The organism is Streptomyces sp. NPDC055254, from assembly GCF_053606025.1.
In genome coordinates, this window is record NZ_JBSGQV010000004.1 from 109791 (window position 1) to 131214 (window position 21424).

A 21424-nucleotide genomic window follows, 5' to 3' on the forward strand; every position below is an offset into this window, starting at 1 on the left:
ACCCGTGCGTCCCCCGGACGAGGGAAGCGGTCGGCCCAGGTAGCGTCCCGTACCGGGCCCGGGGCGGGCGGCGCCGGGCCCGGCGGGCAGGTCTGCGGAAGGGGCGCGGACCCGGCGGCGGCGTGTGGAAGGGGCGCGGACCCGGCGGGCGGCGCGAGAGCACCAGGCGCGTTCCGAAGCACCGCTCTCCGCCCGCGCGGGGCGCCCTCCGGGGTGCGGCGCCCGCCGATCGGGGCGCATCCTGGCGGTGTGACGGCGAGACCGGACAACGGCGGCCCCGCCCCCGATGCCACGGCCCGCACGCTGGCCCGGGCCATCCTGGAAGCCGTGGCGGCCGTCGGCGGGTACGCGGGTGGCGTCTACCTGCGCTCCGGCAGCGAGGGACTGCTCCGGCTGGCCGTGGTCACGGGACTGCCGGTACGCCTCTTCCGGCCCTGGTGGCGGATGCACGCGAACCGCCCCTACCCGGTCGCGGAGGTGTACCGCACGGGGCAGGCCGTGCACCTGACCGACGCGGAGGCGGCCATGCGCTTCCCGCAGCTGATGGTCGGGCTGCCGTTCCCCTTCGCCTCCCTCTACGAACCGGTGGCCGCCGGTCCGGAGCGGTTCGGCGTGCTGTTCGTCATCCGCGCGGCGACTCCCGGGGTCCCGGTCGGGGCCCTCGACCGGGAGCGGCTGCGCGCGGCCGGGGAGCGGCTCGCCCGCGACCTCGCCGCGCTCACACGCGCCGGGGACCCGGTGGCCTGGGAGGGGGACGCGCTCGGCGTCGGCCCGCCCGCGACCGGCGGGGGCGCGGGCGAGGCCGTGGACCGGCTGACGCAGGCCGTGTTGTCCCTGGACCGGCAGGGCGTCGTCGGCTTCGTCAACTCCGCCGCCGAGGAGCTCCTCGGCCTCCGCGCGGCGCGGCTGCGGGGGCAGGTGCTCTGGCAGGTGCTGCCGTGGCTGGGGCATCCCGCGTACGAGGACCACTTCCGGGCCGTCTTCATGTCCACCGAACCGGTGCACTTCCGGGCCCGGCGCGGCCGGCACCCGCCCGGGGAGTGGATGTCCGTCGGCCTTTACCCCGGCCCGGGCGGGGTGACGCTGACGATCGGTGCCGCCGAGAGGAGCGCCTACGCGCCCGCTTCCGTCATCGAGCCGGGCGCGGGTCCGGACTCGCCCACCGACCGGGCCACCGCGCTGTACCGGCCGGTGGCCCTCGCCATCGCGCTGTCCGAGGCGGTCACGGCCCGCCAGGTGTCGGCGGTGGTCACGCAGGAGCTGCTGCCTGCCTTCGGCGGACGCCAACTGGCGATCTACCTGCTCGACGAGCGGCACCTGCACCTGGCGTGGGAGACCGGCTTCCCGCGCGGCTTCCTCAACCGGTTCGACGGGGTCGCGCTCGACGTCCGGCTGCCCGGTGTGGAGACCCTGACCTCCGGCCGCCCGCTGTTCTTCGAGTCGATGGAGCACCTGGCGGCCGCCTATCCGGGCATCCCGCTGGACGCCGACGTCGGGGCCCGCGCCTTCCTGCCCCTGATCGCCTCCGGCCGGCCGGTCGGCTCGTGCATCCTCGGCTTCGAGGCGCCCCGGGGATTCAGTCCGGAGGAGCGTACGGTGCTGACGGCGCTGGCCGGGCTGATCGCGCAGGCCCTGCAGCGCGCGCGGCGCTACGACACCGAGGCGGCGCTGGCCCGCGGCCTCCAGGCCGCACTGCTGCCGCACCGCCTGCTGGTGCGCGAACACGTGGACACGGTGGGCCGCTACCTCCCCGGCACCCAGGGCATGGAGGTCGGCGGCGACTGGTACGACGTCATCGAGACCCGCGGCGGACCGCTGGCCCTGGTCATCGGGGACGTCCAGGGCCACGGGGTGTCGGCCGCGGCGACGATGGGCCAGCTCCGCAGCGCGGTACGGGCCTTCGCTCTCGCCGGCAGCACGCCGGAAGAGGTGATGCGCGGAACGAACCGGCTGCTCATCGACCTGGACCCGGGGCAGTTCGCCAGCTGCTGCTACATCCTGCTCGACCCCGCGTCGGGCGCCGTCCGGGCGGTCCGCGCCGGGCACCCGCAACCGCTGCTGCGCCACCCCGACGGCCGGACCGAGGTGCTGGATCTGGCGGGCGGCGTGGTCCTCGGCATCGACCCGGAGGCCACGTACCCCGTCACGCCGCTGCGGTTGGAGATCGGCTCCGTGCTCGCCCTGTACACCGACGGGCTGGTGGAGGCGCCGGGTGTCGACATCGACCTCGGGGTGGAGCGGTTGCGGTGCGCCCTGGCCGCGGCGGCCCGGCCGGCGCCGCTGACGGAGACGGCCGACCGGCTGATCAGCGAGGCGGGCGGCGCCACCGACCGGCCGGACGACATCGCCCTGCTGCTCGCGTCCCGTACGGGCGGCGCCGAGCCGGGCACCGGGGGCCCCGGCCCCGGCGCCGCCGTACAACACCCCGGGGGCCCCGGCCCCGGCGCCGCCGAGGACGCCCGCCCCTACCGAGAGCGCTGACCGGCCACTGGTCCGCTCCTCCGGAGGGAGCAGAAGCACCGCCTCCGCAAGCGCCGTTGAGGGGCTGCCGCCGGCGTTGTCGGTGCCCGGGCGTAAATTCCCGGGGATGGGGATCTACCTGTACTCCGTCGACGCGGCCGACTGGTCCGACGAAGAGGTGCTGCGGCCGACCGCGCTCGCGCTCGACGCCGAGCTGGCACGTCGCGGATGGCCGGCCTGGGGTCCGGCGGCGGGGCCGGCGCACGCGCCGGAGCCGGGGTTCTCCGAGAAGCTGAACCGCCCCATGGAGGGCTTCTCGCAACTGTGCCGGGCGCAGTCCGGCGGTACGGAGTGCGAGGACGCGCTGCTCGACTGGAACCTGCTGGTCCCGCTCCCCTTCACGGGATCCCTGGACCTCCCCGAACACCCGGTGACCGGGGAGGAGATCACCGTCCGCAGCGCCCACCGGGCGCTGGAGGCGGCGGAGCGGCTCGCCGCCGCCCTCTCGCTGCCGGCGGTGGCGACGGCACACGGGGGCGCTCTGGGCCTGACGAACTGGTTCGCCGGTCCGGGTGTCGCCGAGGCGGCCGCGGCCCGGCCGGGCGGGTGGACGCGGGACCTCGACGCCGCGTACTTCACGGCGGTGCACCTCGCTGCCGCGCGGTACGCGCTCCGCTGGAACCGCCCGATCCACTACGGCTGATCCGCCTGGTGAGACGCGCGCCGTCCACGAACGGGTGCCTCACTGGCCCGATCCCGCCGCAGTGTCTATGATCCGCGGCATGGCCGTCGTACCGCGCCTCCTGTCGCGCTCCTGTTGCTGTCGCTGACGCCTGCCCGCCTTCCGGATCCCGCGACGCGCCCCGTCGGCGCGCGGGGCCCCGCCCGGGCCGTTCCGCGCGCCGTGCCGTCGCCGCCCCCGCGGCCGGTCGGGGCCTGCCGTACCTCACTCGCGTACGTGACGTGCGTACCGCAGGCCCGTGCCCCACGCCCGTATCGCACTCCCCCGCCGTACCGAGGAGCCCGATCGCATGAGCACTCCCACCACCCCCAGCGTCAGCCAGGCCCACTCCCGTCAGGACGAGCTCACCGTCGTCGACGTCCGCACCCCGGGCGAGTTCGCGTCCGGGCACCTGCCCGGCGCGGTGAACATCCCGCTCGACCGGCTGCGGCGTTCCCTGCCCGAGCTGCGCGAAGCCGCCGCGAAGGGGGGTCTGCTGCTGGTCTGCGCCTCCGGGGCGCGCTCCGAGAACGCGGCCCGGACCCTGGCCGAGCACGGGATCGCCGCCGCCAGCCTGACCGGCGGCACCAGTTCCTGGTCAGCCGGGGGCCACAGCCTCGACTACCCCGCCGAGCGCCCGCGGGCCGTGTGGGCCATGGAACGCCAGGTGCGGCTGACCGCCGGGCTGATCGTGCTGCTCGGCCTGCTCCTCGGGCTGCTGGTGCACCCGGCGTTCCAGCTGCTCAGCGCCGGGCTCGCGGGCGGGCTGGTCTTCTCGGCGCTCACCGGCACGTGCGGGATGGCCGTGGTGCTCGGCAGGCTGCCCTTCAACCGGCGCCGGTAGTCGCTCCCGCGGCCGGCAGCGGGTACGGGTAGCGGTTCGAGGCCCGGGACCGGTGGCCGTCAGTCCAGCACCTCGCCCGTGCCCAGGGTGAGCGCGGTGTTGACCAGGCCGATGTGGCTGAACGCCTGCGGGAAGTTGCCCAGCTGGCGTCCGGAGACGGGGTCGTACTCCTCGGCGAGCAGTCCCACGTCGTTGCACACCCCCAGCAGCCGTTCGAACAGGTCGCGGGCCTCCTTGCCGCGCCCCGTCAGGTGCAGGGCGTCGGCGAGCCAGAACGAACAGGCCAGGAAGGCCCCTTCGTCGCCGGGCAGTCCGTCGATGGAGGGGCCCTCGGTGCTGTAGCGGCGTACCAGTCCGCTGCGGCCCAGTTCCTCGCGCACGGCGTCCACCGTCCCGACGACGCGGGGGTCGTCGGGCGGCAGGAATCCGACCCGGGGGATGAGCAGGGTCGCGGCGTCGAGCTCCCGGGAGCCGTAGTACTGGGTGAAGGTGTTGCGGACCGGGTCGTAGCCCTTCTCGCACACGTCGGCGTGCACGGCCGCGCGCATGGCCCGCCACCGCTCCACGTCGCCGGGGATCAGGGGGTCGCGCTCCAGGGCCTTCACGGCCCGGTCCGCGGCCACCCAGGCCATCACCTTCGAGTGGACGAAGTGGCGGCGGGGGCCGCGCACTTCCCACAGCCCCTCGTCGGGCCGCTTCCAGTTGCGCTCCAGGAAGTCGAGCAGCGCGAGCTGGATCTTCCAGGCGTGCGCCTCGGCGGCGAGGCCGGTCGCCCGGGCCAGGTGCAGCGAGTCGAGCACCTCCCCGTACACATCGAGCTGGAGCTGGTCGACGGCGGCGTTGCCGATGCGTACGGGCGCCGAGTCGGCGTAGCCGCGCAGCCAGGGCAGGTCGGCCTCGGGAATCCGCCGTTCCCCGGCGATCCCGTACATGATCTGGAGGTCGGCCGGGTCGCCCGCGACCGCGCGCAGCAGCCATGCCCGCCAGGCCCGGGCCTCGTCGAGGAAGCCGGTGGCGAGGAGCGCGCCGAGGGTGAGGGTCGAGTCGCGCAGCCAGCAGTAGCGGTAGTCCCAGTTGCGGACGCCGCCCAGCTCCTCGGGGAGGGAGGTGGTCGCGGCGGCGACGATGCCGCCCGTCGGGGCGTAGGTGAGGGCCTTGAGGGTGATCAGGGAGCGCGTCACGGCTTCCCGGTAGGGGCCCTCGTAGCGGCACTGGGCGGTCCACGCGCGCCAGTCGGCGAGGCTGTGCTCCAGGGCCTCGTACGGGTCGATGACCTCGGGGCGCGGCTCGTGCGAAGGGTGCCAGGTGAGGACGAAGGCGACGCGTTGACCGGCGCTGATCGGGAACTGCGAGCGGGTGCTGTTCTCCTCGCCCCAGGTGCGGACGGGCGGCTCGCTGCGGAACCAGACGGAGTCGGGTCCGGCGACGGCCACCCGGTCCTCGTCGCTGCGGCGGACCCAGGGGACGACGTTGCCGTAGTCGAAGCGCAGGCGCAGGGTGCTGCGCATCCTGACCCGGCCGGAGATCCCCTCGACGATGCGGACGACGTCGGGAGCGACATGGCGTTGCGGCATGAAGTCGGTGACCTTGACGGTGCCGGTGTCGGTCTCCCAGTAGGACTCCAGGATCAGCGAGCCGTCGAGGTAGGCCCGGCGGGTGCATTGCTCGCCGTCGGCGGCGTCGAGTGGCGCGATGCGCCAGTGGCCGTTCTCCTCGTCGCCGAGGAGCTTGGCGAAGCACGCCGCCGAGTCGAAGCGCGGCAGGCACAGCCAGTCGATGGACCCGTCACGGCCGACCAGCCCACTGGTCATCAGGTCGCCGATGAGTGCGTAGTCTTCGATGGGTTGTGTCATTTGTGCGCTCTTCCCTCGAATACCCGGGGCCAATCAGATCCGGCCCCGGACACCTTCGTGCACACCGACCTCACCGGCCCCACCGGTCCCGCCCGTTACGCGCGGTCGGTCGCCGGGACGGCCTAGCCGCGTACGAGGAGCAGTGCGGCGCCCAGGACGATGCCGAGGGCGAGGGCGAGGGCTCCGTGGGCCGGGCGCCCGTCGCGCAGTACGGGGAGGAAGCGGTCCGCGGCGTACCGCCCGGGGCCGGTGAGGGCGAGCGCGGCGGCGCCGACGGTCAGGAGCAGTTCGTACTCGATGCCCTTCGGGGCGAAGAAGGCCCCGGTGCCGTGGACGGCGATGGCGTTGATCATGGTGCCGACGAGGGCGGCCCGGCGAGCGGGGTGAGCAGCCCGGCGGCGAGGCCGAGGCCGCCGAGGGTCTCGGTGAGGCCCGCGAGGACGGCCATGGCGTCGCCGGCCGGGTAGCCGCTGGCGGTGAAGAACCGGCCCGTCCCGTCGATGCCGCCGCCCCCGAACCAGCCGAAGAGCTTCTGGGAGCCGTGGGCGGCCATGGTGAGGCCGAGGACCAGGCGCAGGAGCAGCAGACCGGAGTCCGTACCGGCGGTGGACAGGGGGGCGCCGGCGGCGCCGCGCGCGGCCGGTGCGGTGGCCCGCGGCTTGGTCGTGGCGGCGGAGGGGCTGGTCATCAGGTGGTTCCTTCCGGTCGGGCGGTCCGGGAGTGGGGGACGGACACAGTTGTTCAAATTCGAACCGCTCGCTCCGACCCTAGCCACTGATTCAAATTGGAACAACCTGTGTAGGCTGGAGGCATGGCGCAGACACGATGGCTGGACGAGCGCGAGATGCGGGCCTGGAGCGGTTTCCTGGCCGCCTCGGCGCTCGTCAACCGCCGCCTCGACCAGCAGCTCAAGGACGACTCCGGGCTCTCGCACCCGCAGTACGAGATCCTCGTGCGCCTCGCCGCGGCGCCCGACCGGGAACTGCGGATGACCGAACTGGCCAACGGGCTGATCAACTCCAAGAGCGGGCTGACCTACCAGATCACCCAGTTGGAGAAGGCCGGACTGGTCCGCCGCCGCAGCTGCCCCTCCGACGTCCGCGGGATCTTCGCCGTTCTCACCGACGCCGGCCGCGCCCGGCTGGACGAGGCCGCGCCCGGGCACGTGGCGACGGTCCGGGAGGTCCTCGTCGACGTGCTGACCCCGGAACAGCTCGACGCGCTCGCCGACGGGCTCGGCGAGGTCGGCCGGCGGTTGCGCGAACAGGGCGCCTGACCCGCTCCACCCGCCGCGGCCCCCTCGCCGCGCCCCCCTCGCCGGGCCGGCACGCCCGTGCTGCCGCCGGGCCGTACGCCCCGGGTGGTGATAGCGGAGCCGGTATCCGGGTATAACGGGCTGCATGGACGGAAAGGTCTGGCTCACGGTGGCCGCGGTACTCGCGATCGGCCTGGCGATCGCCGCGGCGGTGCTGCTCGTACGGGTCTTCAAGGCGCGGCGGCTGCTGCTCGACGCCGGGATCCCGGTGCGGGACAAGGCGCTCTTCTGGGTGGCCGTGATCTACACCGTCTCGCCGGTGGACCTCGTCCCGGATCCGGTCTACCTGGACGACATCGGGATCCTGTTGCTGGCGCTGCGCTCCCTGCAGGCGGCGGCCGCCCGCCTGCCGGGCAAGGAGCCGGGCCCCCTGCACGACCCGCTCGGCCCGGGGCAGCAACTCCCGCCGCGCACAAGCGGATAGGTCACAGGACGCCCCGGGGCCGGAACTGGACGCTGATGCGCGGCCCGACGGCCCGCGCCGACTTGGGCACGGCGTGCTCCATCGTCCGCTGGCAGGAGCCGCCCATCACGACGAGGTCGCCGTGCCCCAGGGGCAGGCGCAGCACGGTGGCGCCGCCGTCGCGGGGCCGGAAGGCCAGGTCGCGCGGGTCGCCGACGGAGACGATCGCGACCATCGTGTCCTCGGTCGAGGACCGGCCGGTCCGGTCGCCGTGCCAGGCGACGCTGTCCCGACCGTCCCGGTAGAGGCACAACCCGGCCGTGGCGAAGGGCTCGCCGAGCTCCTCGACGTAGTGGCGGCTCAGGGTCCGGCGCGCCTCTTCGAGCACCTCGTGCGGCAGGGCCTCGCCCTCCCCGTAGAAGGCGAGCAAGCGCGGCACCTCGACCTCGCGCTCGTACATCTGCCGCCGCTCGGCGCGCCAGGGGACGTCGGCGGCCAGCCGTTCGAACAGGGCGTCGGAGCCCGTCAGCCAACCGGGCAGGTGCTCCACCCAGGCACCGGCTCCGAGCTCGGTCCGCCGGAGGCCCACGAGCGGGCCGAGCCGGAGCTCGTCGCCCTGATCGAAGAGGGACCCCTGCAGGCCGCTGACCACGTGCATGGACCCAGCCTAACTCCAGGAACCGAACATCTGCACGAATGAAGGGCGCGGCCGGGCGCCGGGCCCTGCGCCCGGCCGGCGGTTCGCGCTTCCGTCTTGGCCATGCTTTCGGCACGTCACAGGGGGCGCGCGGATGTGATCAGCAACTCACGCTCTTGGCCGACAGCCCGTCACGCGGTACCGTCACGGCGACAATTCAACAGACAGACGACGGCGAGACGGAAGTCCGGTGAGAATCCGGCATGGTCGCGCCACTGTGTGCTGCGGCGGTATCCCTGCGGGGATTCGGCGCGGCGAGTCAGACCCGGGGACCGTCGTCCTGCACCACCGTATGGGACGCGTTGTTCCCCGAGGAGGTTCCACCATGGCCGAGGCCGTCGTCTCCACCGCCATTTCCACCCCCGCCGGCTCCCTGCCGGCTCCGCTGCCCGTGAAAGCGGTCCTGCCCTGGGCCCTCTTCGCCGGCCTGCTGATGCTCGTGGCCCTCTACTTCGTCGGCGCCGAGCAGGGCGCCACGTCGGTGTTCTCCGGCGCCGGTGTGCACGAGTGGGTCCACGACGGACGCCACCTGCTCGGCTTCCCCTGCCACTGAGAGGCACGCACACCATGCACGCCTCGACTGTCAGAGGCCTCCTGGTCCGCGGCATGCTCGCGGGCCTGATCGCCGGCCTGTTCGCCTTCGCCGTCGCCTACGTCGTCGGTGAGCCCCCGGTGAACGGCTCGATCGCCGTGGAGGAGGCCCAGGCCGCGCGGGACGCCCAGAGCGCCCACGCCGGTCACGGCGGCGGCGCGGCCGCGGCCGGAGCCGCCGAGGAGGAAGAGGAACTGGTCAGCCGGCCGGTCCAGTCGACCTTCGGCCTGGCCACCGGCGTCCTCGTCTACGGGGTCGCCCTGGGCGGCATCGCCTCCCTGGCCTTCTCCTTCGCCCTCGGGCGCGTGGGCGCGTTCAGCCCGCGGGCCACGGCGGCCCTCACCGCGGCGGGGGCCTTCGCCACCGTCTATCTGGTGCCGTTCCTGAAGTACCCGGCCACTCCCCCGGCGGTCGGGAACCCGGACACCATCGGGCAGCGCACCACGCTGTTCTTCCTGATGATCCTGCTGAGCGTGCTGCTCGGCGTCGGCGCGGTCATCGCGGGCAGGCGGCTGGCACCGCGCCTGGGCAACTGGAACGCGACGCTCGTCGCCGGGGCCGGCTTCGTCCTGGCCGCCGGCCTCGCGTTCGCGTTCCTGCCGGGGAACGATGACGCGGTCAAGCCGGGCTTCCCGGCGGCGCTGCTGTGGGAGTTCCGGATCGCCTCACTGGCCGTCCAGCTCGTGCTGTGGGTGGTGTTCGCGGTCGTCTTCGGGCTCCTCGCCCAGCGACTGCTGGCTCCGCCCACGACCGACTCCGCCGTCGACGGCGGTACGCCGGCGCAGCGGCAGGTGCCGGCGGCCGGTTGATCCGCCGCACCCGAGCCGGAGCCGACGTGGCCCCGCCGTCCCCCCGGGGGCGGCGGGGCCACGCGCGTCCCCCGGGGGGCGGGGGCACGCGCGTCCCTCAGGGGGAACCGCCGGGCCACGCGCGTCCCCCGGCACGTCCCCGCCGGGGCACCTGTGCGTGCGGCCGCGGCGCCGCCCCTCGCACTCCCCGCCCCTCACGCCGGGCGGCGGGAATCCGTGCGCGGGCGCGCACGCGTGCACCCGCCCCACCCGGCCGCCCTACGATGTCCGCATGACCGCAGGCAGGCGTCCGGCCGGTGCGCACGACCGGCACGATCCGCAGGAGTCACAGGACACCCAGGCCACCCAGCAGCCGGGTGACCGCCTGGAGACCGCCGCGGCCGTACTGGCCCTGCTCGCCGACCGCACGAGGCTGGCCCTGCTCGAACGGCTCGGCCGCGGCGAGGCCGACGTCACCACGCTCACCGAGGCGTGCGGGGCTGCCCGCCCCTCCGTGAGCCAACACCTCGCCAAGCTCCGCCTCGCCGGGCTCGTCGGCACCCGCAAGGACGGCCGCCGCGTCGTCTACTCGCTGCGCCACGGGCATCTGCGCCGCCTGGTCGACGAGGCCCTGAACGTGGCCGACCACCAACTGCGCGGCCTGCCGCCCCACGACTGACCCGGCCGCCCGGCCCGTCGGCTCCCCGCCCGGGCTTCCGCCTCCGCGCCGCGCCATACGTGCACAGGTACGCACATGTTGGCTACGCTGGTACGGCCCCCACCCCCTGACGACCGGGACGGGTCCCGATGCTGTCCGTACTGCGCAACAGCACCTACCGCCGCCTGCTCTCCGCCCAGGTGGTGGCCCTCCTCGGCACCGGCCTGGCCACCGTCGCGCTGAGCCTGCTCGCGTACGACATGGCCGGCGCGGACGCCGGCTCCGTCCTCGGCACCGCGCTGGCCCTCAAGATGACCGCCTACGTCACCGTCGCCCCGCTGGCCGCCGCGGTCGCCGACCGCGTACCCCGCCGCGCCCTGCTGGCCGCCACGGACCTGCTCCGCGCCGCCGCCGCGTTGGCGCTGCCCTTCGTCTCCCAGGTCTGGCAGGTCTACGTACTGATCCTCCTGCTGCAGGCGGCCTCGGCGGCCTTCACGCCGGTGTTCCAGGCCACCGTCCCCGAGGTCCTGCCCGACGAACGCGACTACACGCGGGCCCTGTCGATGTCACGGCTGGCCCACGACCTGGAGAGCCTGCTGAGTCCGGTGCTGGCCGCCGCCCTGCTGACCGTGCTCCCCTCCGCCTGGCTGTTCGCCGGCACCGCCGCCGGCTTCCTGGCCTCCGCCGCGCTCGTCGTGTCCGTCGCCCTGCCGACCCCGGTACACGCCGAGCGCGAGGGCGGCGCGTACGCGAAGGCCGCCTTCGGTGCCCGGTTGTTCCGGGCCACGCCGCGGCTGCGGGCCCTGCTCGCCCTCGACCTCGCGGTCGCGGCCGCCGGGGCGCTCGTGTTCGTGCACACCGTCGTACTGGTCCGGGACCACTTCGCGCGCGGCGCGGGCGCGGTCTCGCTGGCCCTCGGCGCGTACGGGGCGGGCTCGATGCTGACCGCGCTGCTCCTGCCGCGGCTGCTGCGGCGGGTGGCCGACCGCGCGGTGATGCTGCCGGCCGCCTTCGTCCTGCCGGTGCTGCTGGGCGCCGCGGCCCTGCTGGCGTCCTCCGCTCCCGGTGGCTGGTGGTGGGCGTTCCTCGCGGTATGGGCCGGGATCGGCGCCGCCTGCTCGGCCGCGTCGACCCCCGCCGGCCGGGTCATCCGCCGCTCCACCGCCGATGCGGACCTGCCCGCCGCCTTCGCCGCCCGGTTCTCGCTCTCGCACGGCTGCTGGCTCGTCACGTACCCGCTGGCCGGTTGGCTCGGCACCGGCGCCGGACTGCCCGTCGCCTCGGCCGCCCTCGGCGCCGTGGCCCTGGCCGCCGCGGTCGCGGCGTCGGCGGTCTGGCCCGCCAGCGACCCCTCCCGCCTGGACCACGCCCACCCCGACCTGCCGCCGGGCCACCCCCACCTCGCCGACGCCCGACCGGCCCCGGACGGCTGGCGGCACGGCCACCACTACGTCATCGACCGCCACCACCCCCGCTGGCCGGCCACTGGCCGCGCGGGGCGGACGTAGGAGGCCCGTGGGGCAGTCCCGGTGCGGTGACGAGATGCGGCGCCGCACGGCGCGCGGCCCCGCCCCCGGCTGCGGTCAGTACGGGCGCGACGGGTCCGCCGGGGGACCGGTCTTGCCGCCGGCCGGCGGAAGGCGGCGCGGAAGGTCCCACAACGGGCGCGCGGTTCAGGATGGGACAAAGCCGCACGGGCCCACTTCTTGGTCGCACTCGAAGAACCCGTGCGGCCCTTGTCACGTCACGCCCCGCACCAGCCCCACTCAAGCAACGCGGGACGCGAGCGCCTTCCGCAGCCGCTCGTAGCTCGGCGCCAACCGGCGCAGACCGTCCGCCAGGGCCCGGTCGTCGCCCGTGACCAGGGGGTGTTGGAGGCCGCCGACCAGCCGCGACTGCCCGGACGCGACTGCCGCCGCATCGGGGAGTCCCAGCAAGTCCAGGCAGTGCGCGGCGTCGGCGAGTCGGCGCGCGCCGACTCTGATCGAGAAGTGCGCCAGGAACCCGCGCATGCCTGCGTCGAGTCCCCCGTCGACCTGGGCGGCCAAGGCCTCCACACCGGCGGCACCTCCGAGCGTTCCCGGCGGCACCGGCTGGTCGCCGCCACCGGCCAGCCATCGCTCCGCATTGGGCAGCGACCGTCGCAGCGCCTCCTCCGGAGTGACCTTCCGTTCCTGAACGAAGCCGGCGCGCATCACGTAGGGGGCGTCGACATAGCCGACCGTCTTCGCCTCCCACGCGGCGAGGAAGTCCGCGACCGGCAGCGTCGCACAGGGATGACCGTGCGGGTCGTGGAAGACCACCATGCTGCCCTCGACTTCCAGCACGACCACGAAGTGGTCGCCACCGTCGGCGGTGGGTGTGCCCGGCTGGTGGAGCAGTAGCCCCATGTCGACGGGGCCGACCAGGACGGGGCCTTGGGCGGAGGCTTCGCGCAGCCGCTCCTCAGCCTCCTCCGCCGTGCCGCCGGTGGTACGCGCGCAGCGCGCGCCGAGTAGGGCGATGGCCGCGTCCAGTCCCAGATCCGGGTCCCAGCCGTAGGGGTCGAACAGCGGCAAAGTGCCGCCGAGCAACTCGAAGCCGAACGGCGAACCGGTCAGCACCTCAATGACCGCCGGGGGCGGGGCCGCCTCGCCGAGCACCATGCCCAGGGAGTTGGCGTAGCAGTACGGGCCGGAGCCGATGTAGTGGGTCACTGTTGTCCTGTCTTCTTCGGTGATCAGCGGCCCCGGAGGGATTCGATCTCGCGGCGTTCGCGCTTGGTCGGGCGCCCGGCACCCCGGTCGCGGATGCCGACCACGGCCGCTTCCACCGGGGTGGGCGGCGGCGGGCTGTTGTCGATGTAGCACTCGGCCGCGACCGGAGGCCCCACCCGCTTGGACACCGGCCGCCGGACCACGACGATGCGCTCGCGCCCGGCGTGGAAGAGGCGCACCTCGTCACCGGCCCGCACCGCCTGCGCGGGCTTGGCGCGCTCCCCGTTGACCTTCACGTGGCCCGCCCGGCAGGCGGTCGCCGCGATCGAGCGGGTCTTCGTCAGCCGCACGGACCAGATCCACGCGTCCACCCGCACCGAGCCCGTTGCCGTTACCTCATCAGCCATGCCTCGACTCTAGCGAGGTGACCCGGTGGGTACGGAGCGACTTTTGTCGGATGAGACGAGTCCTTACGCACATGCCATGCAGATCATCCGAAGGTGATTGCAAATGCGGCTCATACACCTCTACCGTATGGCACATGCAGTCTCACTCCCTCGGCCGGACGGCGGCCGCGATCCGGCGGCCTTCCCCGTCGAGGTACGCCATGCCGCCCCTTCGCGGGCCCGGAGGTCGGGAGGCGGGACACAGGCCGGGGGACTTCCGCCGGCGTGCGCATCGAGCGGACCTGAACCAACCGGCGCGCCGTTCCTGATCCGGGGGACCGCGGCGTGGGGCCTTGGGACCCGACGCCCGCGACTCCACCGCCCCACCCATCACGCCCCACCCGCTCGGCCGTCGCCGGCGCGGGTCACCATCGCGCGGAACCGGCACCGGGCCGGCCGCCGGCCCGACCGAGGAGCAGCAAGCCCATGTCCCCGACCGCGTCCCGTCGCCGCACCCTCACCGCCGTGCTCGCCGCCGCCCTTCTCGTACCTCTGGCCGCTTGCGCCGACGGCAACGGCGGCGGGGAGTCCACCGCCGACGCCACGAGCGGCTCCTCGACCTCGGGCGAGGTGAAGGCGGCGAACCTCACCGTCCTCGCCGCCTCCTCCCTCACCGACGTCTTCAAGACCGCCGGCGCCGCGTACGAGAAGGCCCACCCGGGCACGAAGGTGACCTTCTCCTTCGCCGGTTCCCAGGAACTCGCCGCGCAGGTCAAGCAGGGCGCCCCGGCCGACGCGCTGGTCACCGCCGACACCAGAACGATGGACGGTCTCGGGGCGGAGACCGGAGACGCCCGGATCATCGCCAAGAACCGCCTGGTCATCGCGGCGGGCAAGGGCAACCCGTTCAAGATCGACGAGCTGCAGGACCTCGCCGACTCCAAGATCAAGGTCGTGCTGGCCGCGCCCGAGGTCCCGGTCGGCCGCTACAGCAAGCAGATCCTCGACGCCCAGAGGATCGAGGTGAAGCCGGTCTCGCAGGAGCCCAACGTCCGCGCCGTACTCAGCAAGGTCGAGCTGGGCGAGGCCGACGCCAGCCTCGTCTACAAGACCGACTCCGTCAAGTCCGGCGACAAGGCAGTCACCGTGGACATCCCGGACGCCGAGAACGCGGTGGCCTCCTACCCGGCCGCCACACTCAAGCAGTCCAAGAACGCCGCGGCCGCGGCCGCGTTCGTGGCCTGGCTGAGCGCCCCCGAGGCGCAGAAGATCCTCCAGGACGCGGGCTTCCAGCCGGCCTGACCTCCGCCCGCGTCAGAACGCCGAGGGGGACGCCCGGTCCAGGGGGGCGACCGGTCCTGGGGCACGCCCGGTCCGGGGGCACGCCCGGTCCGGGGGGACGGGCGTCCCCCCGGCTCCGCACCCCGTAGAGGCCGCGCCGCGGCCACCGCCCGGACGGCCCCCGCGTATTCGGTGGCCACGCGTCGCCGTCCTGCGCGGTTCCGGGCAGCGCCCACCGTACGCTTCGCTCGCCGCCCCCTCCCCCGCCAGGAACGGACATGAACAGACCCCGCACCCGCACCCGGCCTCCGGTGGCCCTGGCGCTGCCCGCGCTCCTGGCCGTCGCGTTCCTGCTGCTCCCGCTCGTCGGCATCCTCACCCGCACCCAGTGGAGCCGGCTCGGCGCGCACCTCACCAGCCCCGGTGTGGTCGAGGCGCTGCGGTTGTCGCTGCTGGTGTCCGCGTGGGCGCTGATCCTGTCGCTCCTGCTCGGCGTGCCGCTCGCCTGGCTGCTCGCGCGGGTGGAGTTCAGGGGCAAGGCCTTCGTGCGCTCGCTGGTGCTGCTCCCGATGGTGCTGCCGCCGACCGTCGGCGGCGTGGCCCTGCTGCTGGGCTTCGGCCGGCGCGGGCTGCTGGGACCCTGGCTGGAGGATTCCTTCGGGATCACCCTGCCCTTCCACACCTCCGGCGCCGTCGTCGCGGCCACTTTCGTCGCCATGCCGTTCCTCGTCATCAGCCTGGAAGGGGCCCTCGGTGGGCTCAAGCCGAGTTACGAGGAGACGGCCGCCTCGCTGGGCGCGGCACCGGTCCGCGTCTTCTTCACGGTGACCCTGCCGATGGTGGCCCCAGGCCTGGTCGCCGGCGCCGCACTCACCTGGGCGCGCGCCCTCGGCGAGTTCGGCGCCACGATCACCTTCGCGGGGAACCTGCCCGGCACCACCCAGACGCTGCCGCTCCAGGTGTACCTGCTGCTGCAGGACCAGCCCGAGGCCGCCACCTCCGTCTCCCTGCTGCTCCTGGTGATCGCCATGGGCGTGCTGATCGCCCTGCGCGGCCGCTGGACCGGAAGGCCGCCCGCCGCGGAGACCGCCGGAGCGCCGCCGGCCGTCGAGGAACCGGCCGGCCGGGACGCGCCGGACGAGCCCGACGACCGGGCCGACCGGACCGACCCGAACCTCGCGGACGGCGAGGACGGCGCGGACCGGGGCCACTGGCCCCTGCACGCCACCGTCACCGGCTTCAACCAGCTCACCCTCGACGCCCGGCCCGGCACCACCATCGCGGTCGTCGGCGAGAACGGCGCCGGCAAGACCACCCTGCTGCGCGCGCTGCTCGGGCTGACCCCCCGGGCGCACGCCGACCTGCGGCTCGGCGACACCGACGTGACCTCCCTGCCGCCGCACAAGCGGCAGGTGGCCTGGGTCCCGCAGGACGGTGCGCTGTTCCCGCACCTGTCCGCCCTGGCCAACACCGCGTACGGGCTGCGCGCCCGCCGGGTGCCGCGCGCCGACGCCCGCCGCGAGGCGCAGGCCTGGCTGGACCGGCTGGGCGTCGGCCACCTCGCCCGGCGCAAGCCCTCGCAGCTCTCCGGCGGCCAGGCCCAGCGCGTGGCCCTCGCCCGCGCCCTGGCCGCGCGCCCCCGGCTCCTCCTGCTCGACGAGCCCCTCGCCGCGCTGGACCAGACGACACGGGGCCGCGTGCGGCACACGCTGCGCACGCATCTGGCGGGCTTCGGCGGCGTCTGCCTCATCGTCACGCACGACCCCGTCGAGGCGGTGTCGCTGGCCGACCGGGTCCTCGTACTCGCCGACGGGCGCGCCCTCCAGGACGCGCCGCCCGCCGAGGTGACGCGGCACCCGCGCTCCCCCTGGGTGGCGCGGATGCTGGGGCGCAACGCCTGGCCCGGCACGGCCTCGGCCGACGGTCTCGCCTTGGCCGGTGGCGGCCGACTGGTGGTGTCCGAGGCTCTGCCCGAGGGGACCGGGGCGCTCGCGATCATCGCCCCCGAGGCGGTCTCGGTGCACCGGACCCGCCCGGGCGGCAGTCCCCGCAACGTCTGGCGGGGGACGGTCCGCGAGATCACCTCGGTCGGCAGCCGGCTCCGCGTGCTGGTCGCCTCGGAGGAGGCGCCGGACCTCGTCGCGGAGATCACGCCGGACGCGGCGGCCGAGCTGGGCATCGTCGACGGCGTGGCGGTCTGGACGAGCGTGAAGGCGACCGAGGTCACGCTGGTACGCCTCTGAGCTGCGGGGCGGGGGCCGCGGGGCTGCGGGGCCGCCGTGCCCGTCGACCAGACGGACGGAGCGTTGTCGGACCCTCGCGCTACGGTGCGTGCATGGCAAACTTCGTGCTGGTCGCAGGCGCTTGGCTCGGATCGTGGGCGTGGTCCGAGGTGGTGGCGCCGCTGCGCGCGGCAGGGCACGGGGCGCATCCGTTGACGCTGTCCGGGCTCGCCGACAGGCAGGGGGTCCCGGCCGGGCAGCAGACCCATGTGCGGGACGTCGTCGAGGAGATCGAGCGCCGGGACCTGCGGGACGTCGTGCTGGTAGGGCACAGCTATGCGGGCATCCCGGTCGGCCAGGCGGCCGAGCGGCTCGGTGATCGGCTGACCCGGGTGGTCTTCGTCGACTCCGAAGTCCCGGCCGACGGCGAGTCGTTCGTCTCCGGCTGGCCGGACGGGCGGGCGGTGGTGGAGGCCTCGATCGCGGCGACCGGTGGCTTCTGGGCCCCGCTGACCGCCGGCGACTACGCCGGCCAGGGCCTCGACGCCGAGCAGACCGCCCGTATCGTGAGCGGCGCCACCCCGCACCCCGGCGCCACCCTGACCGAGCCGGCCGTACTGGCCCGCCCGCTCGGCGAACTCCCGGCGACCTACGTGAAGTGCCTGCTCGACGGGGCCGAGCCGAAGGCGGAAGTGGCGGCGTTGCTCCGGAGCGGTCCGCGGTGGCAGCTGGTCGAACTGGACACGGGGCACTGGCCGATGTTCTCCCGGCCGCGCGAGCTGGCCCGCATCCTGCTCGACGCGGTCGGCACCGGGGCGGAGCCGGGACGCCGAGACTGACACCTCAGGGCGCGGCCCCCGCGCCAAGCCCGCCGCCCGGCCGCACCGCACCGCACGCCGGAGCCCGAGCCTTCGCCCGGCCGCGCCATGCGCCGGAGTCGGAAGTTCCGGTCGGGCGCGCCTCGCGCCGGAGCCACGAGGTTCGGTGCGGGTGCGCCGCTGGCGGGCCGGAGTTCAGAGCCTGCCGGGGTGCCCCGGTAGTACCGAAAGCCAGTCCCGGCCGGCCCGGGCGAAGGCGTCGGCGCCGACCAGGGTGCGAGCGTCGCGCGCGGCCGTGAGCCGGAGCACGCCCTCGGACCGTCCGGCCTCGAAGCGTGGGCCGCCGATCGTGAGCACCGCCACCCGCTTGCCGGTGGTGCGGCGGAACTCGGCCAGCCACCGGTCCCGCAGGGCCGTCTCCTTGCCGTCGAGCGCGGCCGGCGCGTACCGCTGGACGACGGCCAGCGCGCCCGTACCCGGCTCGCGGGCGGCAGCCGACAGGGCCTCGCGCAGCGCCCGCATCCGGGCCACCCCGCCGCCGGCCAGCGTGCGGCGGCCGGTGTCCAGCGGCAGGAACCGGACGCCCCGGTGCACGAAGGGCGCGCTCTCGGCACCGGTCAGCACGAGGTCGGCGCCGTCCTCCCGGGTCTGTTCCGCCCGCGTCTGTTCGGCCCGCGCCAAGGACGGGGACGGTACGACGGCGAACCGCCACGGCCGGGCCAGGACCGCGGCCGCCGCGGCCACGATCGGGTCGGGGCGCGTCGCCTCGGGCGCCGCCGGACCCGTCGGCGGGGTCCGCGCGGTCAGGGTGTCGAGCACCAGCCGGCCCGGCCGGGTGCCGCCCGAGGCCGAGAGTCGGGTGACGGACAGCGGGCGCGGCGCCGTGGCCTCCGGGGGCAGCGGCAGGACGGCCTCCCGCCAGCCGGTCCAGTCGGCGGCCGGCCCGCGCACGACGACCGCGCCCCCGTCGGCATCGGCCAGTTCCACGGCGGCCCGAGCCCCGGACCCGTCTCCGTGCACCCACAGCGACAGCGCCCGGGCCAACTCGGGCACGGGCAGCGGTCGCGGCGGGGTCGCCGAGCCGGGGGCGGGCGCGACCGCAACGGCCCGGCCCGGCCCGCGCTGCGGGGCGGTCGGCAGGACCGTAGCCGCAAGCGGCGGGGCGATGACACCGGGGCCGGTATCGCGGGGCCCGGCGGGCACCGGGCATGCGGGAGGGGCCGGCGAGGAAAGGACACCGGATGCGGGGACGCTGCACCCGGCAGGCCTCAGGGCAGTGGCCCGGGACCCCGGGGCGAGAAAGACGGAGCCGGGGACGCCGGGCGCAGCGGATGCCAAGGCGGTGACCCGGGGCGGCGAGGAGGGGACATGGGAGCCGGGGAAGCGGCGCCCCACGGGCGTCGGCGCGGCGGCCGGGAGCGGGGGCCCGAGGAAGGCGGAGCCGGGGACGCTGACCGGGCCCCCGGTAGGGGCGGCGGCGGGCCGCGCCGGGCGGACCGGGCCCAGGAGGGAAGCGGGTAACGCAGCGCGGATCGGGCCCCGGACGGCGGCGGCGGGTGGGGCAGCGCGGACCGGGCCCCGGGGGGTGGCGGCGGGCGGGACCGGGCGGGCGGGGTGGGAGGCGGGCGGGGTGGTGGTTCGGGGGGACGGGGAGGCGTCGAGGGCGAGGGCGATGCCGCGGCCCGGGCGGCCCTCGGTGGGGGCCGCGTGGGGTCCGGTCCAGGCGGCCGCGTCCTCCAGGTCGGCGAGGGGCAGCGGGACCAGGCCGGCGCCGAGGGCGAGTTCGGTCGTGGCCCCCGTGGCCCGGACGGTGGCGCGGAGCCGCCCGACGGCCCGCGGGACGAGCGCGGTCACGGTGAAGCCGCCCCGGCCGTCCTCGGTGACGCGCCACTGCGACGTGTCGAAGCGCAGGCTCACGTCCCGGGGTTCGACGGTGGCCGCCGCGCCCTGGTCGTCGTACCCGGTCAGGACGAAGCCGGCGCTCTCCCCCGCCGCCACGAGCCCGATCCGGTCGGGGGCCGGCCGGATCCGGGCGAGCGGGCCGAGCACGTCCAGCCGGAGCGTGCCGTACGCCGCCCCGCGCGCGGCCCGCACGGTGACGCTCGCCGCCGGCGGGGCGTGGAGCACCCCGTCCGCGCCGATCCGGCCGGTGTCGGCCGACCACACCGGCTCGCCCGCCGCCGGACCGAGCCCATCGTCGTGGCCGGTCGCCGTGAGGGTCCGGGTCAGGCCGGGGAAGAGCCGAACGGCGCCGCCCAGGGCTTCGACGCGGAAGCCGGCCGTCCGTCCTGAGCCCGTCGGGGCGGTCAGGACCAGGCCGTTGGGGACCGGTCGGAGCCGGCCGTCCGAGGGCGCGTTCTCCAGCGCGAGCCCGGTCACCCCGCTCAGGGCGGCGAGCAGGGTGGAGGAGCCGCCGCCGTCCAGGTTCAGCGCCTCGTGGACGCCGAGCCCGTGCAGCAGGCGGCCGAAGCCGGTGAGGGTGAGGCCGCCGCTGTCCCGCTGCCTGCCGTCCACCGTCACGATCCGCATCCGCCGGCCGTCGCGCGAGAAGCCCACCGCGGTACGCGGGGCAGCCGCGTTGTTCGCCTTGCCGTCGTGGTTCTGCGGGACCCCGGCCACCACGAGGGGCTCCCGGCCGCCGATCGCGGTGACCGGCACCGGGTCGGCTGCGGTAGCCGCGGCGGCGACCGCGGGCCGGGCCTCGACGGCCACCGCGTCGCCGGGGCGCAGGGGAGCGAGTTCGGCCGCCGTCCGGCCGTCCGCGACCAGCAGCGTGGTGCCGGGTCGGGGACGCGGGCGGCGTACGGGGCCCCGTACCGTGCCGGCCGCGGTGACGCGCCCCTCCCGGACCTCCGCCGCCGCGCCCCCTGCCGGTACCTGGATGCCGTCCGCCGACCAGTCGGCGGTGTACGCGGCGAAGCCCCCGGCGACCGGCCTGGCCGCGTTGTAACCGGTCAGCGGGCGCACGGCGCCTCCCGGCAGGGTGACGCCGCCGGTCAGCGCGACGCGCAGGACGCGACCGCTGCCGTCCGCGCCGAAGCCGACCGCCGCGCCCGCTCCGGCCGACGCCGAGTGCAGCAGCCGCCCCGCGCGCAGGCCGGGGCCCAGCGGTGCGCCCGTCCCCCGGATGTCGAAGAAGTCGCCGTTCACCGCGGCCACCACGCGCCGCCCGGACCCGGCGGGGTGCCGGACCGCGGCCTCCGCGACGGTGGTGACAGTGGCGGGGCGGGTGCCCGCCCCGGTGCCCCGGAGGTACTCGGCCCGGACGCCGGCGTCGCCGCCGAGGTCCACGACGAGCTCGTCGATGCGCAGCCAGCGGTCGGTTTCGAGCCGGTCGTACGAGGCGAGCCGGACGCCGGGAGCGACCTGCCGGACGGTACGGGCCGTCTCCACCCCGTCGCCGACAGCCGCACGCGCGGCTGACACAGCCGGAGCGGCGGACACGGCGGACACGGCCGGAGCGGCGGGCGCCGCGGGCGCGGCGAGGAGCACGGCGAGCAGGACCGGCAGCGCGGAACGCGGGGACGGCGGCATCCCGGCAGGATCGACGACTCGCACCCGCCGAGAGCCCCGGACGCGCCGTTGTCCACGGGATGCGAGCCGTTCGGGGCACCGGGGAACCCGTGCGTCGGGCGGGGCGGACCGGGTGAGTGGGCGCGAGGCGGGTAGGCGCCCCGAAGGCGGCCGTCG

General features: G+C 75.6%; 17 protein-coding genes and 1 pseudogene. 12 read left to right on the forward strand and 6 right to left on the reverse strand.

Annotated features, from left to right (window positions below; translation table 11 throughout):
* Positions 1 to 327 precede the first annotated feature (327 nt).
* From ACWFQ8_RS05950 to ACWFQ8_RS05960, 3 genes are all read left to right on the forward strand, one after another.
* Positions 328 to 2481 carry a SpoIIE family protein phosphatase gene (locus ACWFQ8_RS05950; protein WP_453785150.1) on the forward strand — a complete coding sequence of 718 codons (2154 nt, stop codon included), beginning with the start codon at positions 328 to 330 and terminating at the stop codon, positions 2479 to 2481.
* 106 nt (positions 2482 to 2587) lie between these two features.
* Complete coding sequence (locus tag ACWFQ8_RS05955; protein ID WP_453784966.1) at positions 2588 to 3163, forward strand: hypothetical protein; 576 nt, start codon at positions 2588 to 2590, stop codon at positions 3161 to 3163.
* Between the two features lie 328 nt (positions 3164 to 3491).
* Positions 3492 to 4025: a rhodanese-like domain-containing protein gene (locus tag ACWFQ8_RS05960; protein ID WP_453784967.1), complete on the forward strand. Its 534-nt coding sequence runs from the start codon at positions 3492 to 3494 to the stop codon at positions 4023 to 4025.
* A 59-nt stretch (positions 4026 to 4084) separates the two neighbouring features.
* On the opposite strand, the gene ACWFQ8_RS05965 is transcribed toward ACWFQ8_RS05960, so the two are convergent.
* Both ACWFQ8_RS05965 and ACWFQ8_RS05970 read right to left on the reverse strand, forming a co-directional pair.
* Positions 4085 to 5878: a glycoside hydrolase family 15 protein gene (locus ACWFQ8_RS05965; RefSeq protein ID WP_453784968.1), complete on the reverse strand. Its 1794-nt coding sequence runs from the start codon at positions 5876 to 5878 to the stop codon at positions 4085 to 4087.
* Between the two features lie 122 nt (positions 5879 to 6000).
* Positions 6001 to 6566: pseudogene (locus ACWFQ8_RS05970) on the reverse strand (DoxX family protein).
* A 123-nt stretch (positions 6567 to 6689) separates the two neighbouring features.
* Here ACWFQ8_RS05970 and ACWFQ8_RS05975 point away from each other — a divergent pair.
* Together ACWFQ8_RS05975 and ACWFQ8_RS05980 are read left to right on the forward strand one after the other, a co-directional pair.
* Positions 6690 to 7154, forward strand: coding sequence for a MarR family winged helix-turn-helix transcriptional regulator (locus tag ACWFQ8_RS05975; RefSeq protein ID WP_453784969.1), 465 nt, complete (start codon positions 6690 to 6692; stop codon positions 7152 to 7154).
* Between the two features lie 124 nt (positions 7155 to 7278).
* On the forward strand, positions 7279 to 7617 hold the full coding sequence (locus tag ACWFQ8_RS05980; protein WP_453784970.1) for a YkvA family protein: 339 nt from the start codon (positions 7279 to 7281) through the stop codon (positions 7615 to 7617).
* 1 nt (position 7618) lies between these two features.
* Here ACWFQ8_RS05980 and ACWFQ8_RS05985 read toward each other — a convergent pair whose 3' ends face one another.
* Complete coding sequence (locus ACWFQ8_RS05985) at positions 7619 to 8254, reverse strand: alpha-ketoglutarate-dependent dioxygenase AlkB (RefSeq protein ID WP_453784971.1); 636 nt, start codon at positions 8252 to 8254, stop codon at positions 7619 to 7621.
* Positions 8255 to 8618: 364 nt separating this feature from the next.
* Between ACWFQ8_RS05985 and ACWFQ8_RS05990 the strand changes: the two genes are divergently transcribed.
* The 4 genes from ACWFQ8_RS05990 (at position 8619) to ACWFQ8_RS06005 (ending at position 11839) form a co-directional block, all read left to right on the forward strand.
* A complete protein-coding gene (locus tag ACWFQ8_RS05990; protein WP_453784972.1) occupies positions 8619 to 8846 on the forward strand; it encodes a CbtB domain-containing protein in 228 nt (75 codons plus the stop codon).
* A 14-nt stretch (positions 8847 to 8860) separates the two neighbouring features.
* A complete protein-coding gene (locus tag ACWFQ8_RS05995; protein ID WP_453784973.1) occupies positions 8861 to 9694 on the forward strand; it encodes a CbtA family protein in 834 nt (277 codons plus the stop codon).
* A gap of 271 nt (positions 9695 to 9965) precedes the next feature.
* Positions 9966 to 10352 carry an ArsR/SmtB family transcription factor gene (locus ACWFQ8_RS06000; RefSeq protein WP_453784974.1) on the forward strand — a complete coding sequence of 129 codons (387 nt, stop codon included), beginning with the start codon at positions 9966 to 9968 and terminating at the stop codon, positions 10350 to 10352.
* Positions 10353 to 10480: 128 nt separating this feature from the next.
* Positions 10481 to 11839 carry an MFS transporter gene (locus tag ACWFQ8_RS06005; RefSeq protein ID WP_453784975.1) on the forward strand — a complete coding sequence of 453 codons (1359 nt, stop codon included), beginning with the start codon at positions 10481 to 10483 and terminating at the stop codon, positions 11837 to 11839.
* 258 nt (positions 11840 to 12097) lie between these two features.
* On the opposite strand, the gene ACWFQ8_RS06010 is transcribed toward ACWFQ8_RS06005, so the two are convergent.
* Positions 12098 to 13027, reverse strand: coding sequence for a hypothetical protein (locus ACWFQ8_RS06010; RefSeq protein WP_453784976.1), 930 nt, complete (start codon positions 13025 to 13027; stop codon positions 12098 to 12100).
* Between the two features lie 23 nt (positions 13028 to 13050).
* A complete protein-coding gene (locus tag ACWFQ8_RS06015; RefSeq protein ID WP_453784977.1) occupies positions 13051 to 13434 on the reverse strand; it encodes an RNA-binding S4 domain-containing protein in 384 nt (127 codons plus the stop codon).
* A gap of 465 nt (positions 13435 to 13899) precedes the next feature.
* Between ACWFQ8_RS06015 and modA the strand changes: the two genes are divergently transcribed.
* The 3 genes from modA to ACWFQ8_RS06030 all read left to right on the forward strand — a co-directional run bounded on the left by modA (position 13900) and on the right by ACWFQ8_RS06030 (position 17755).
* Positions 13900 to 14715 (forward strand): molybdate ABC transporter substrate-binding protein, encoded by an 816-nt coding sequence (gene modA, locus ACWFQ8_RS06020; protein ID WP_453784978.1) that lies wholly within the window; start codon positions 13900 to 13902, stop codon positions 14713 to 14715.
* A gap of 257 nt (positions 14716 to 14972) precedes the next feature.
* Positions 14973 to 16937 (forward strand): ABC transporter permease, encoded by a 1965-nt coding sequence (locus ACWFQ8_RS06025; protein WP_453784979.1) that lies wholly within the window; start codon positions 14973 to 14975, stop codon positions 16935 to 16937.
* 92 nt (positions 16938 to 17029) lie between these two features.
* Positions 17030 to 17755 carry an alpha/beta fold hydrolase gene (locus ACWFQ8_RS06030; RefSeq protein WP_453784980.1) on the forward strand — a complete coding sequence of 242 codons (726 nt, stop codon included), beginning with the start codon at positions 17030 to 17032 and terminating at the stop codon, positions 17753 to 17755.
* Between the two features lie 174 nt (positions 17756 to 17929).
* On the opposite strand, the gene ACWFQ8_RS06035 is transcribed toward ACWFQ8_RS06030, so the two are convergent.
* Entirely contained in the window at positions 17930 to 21268 is a 3339-nt protein-coding gene (locus ACWFQ8_RS06035) for a phosphodiester glycosidase family protein (RefSeq protein ID WP_453784981.1), read from the reverse strand.
* Between the last annotated feature and the right edge of the window lie 156 nt (positions 21269 to 21424).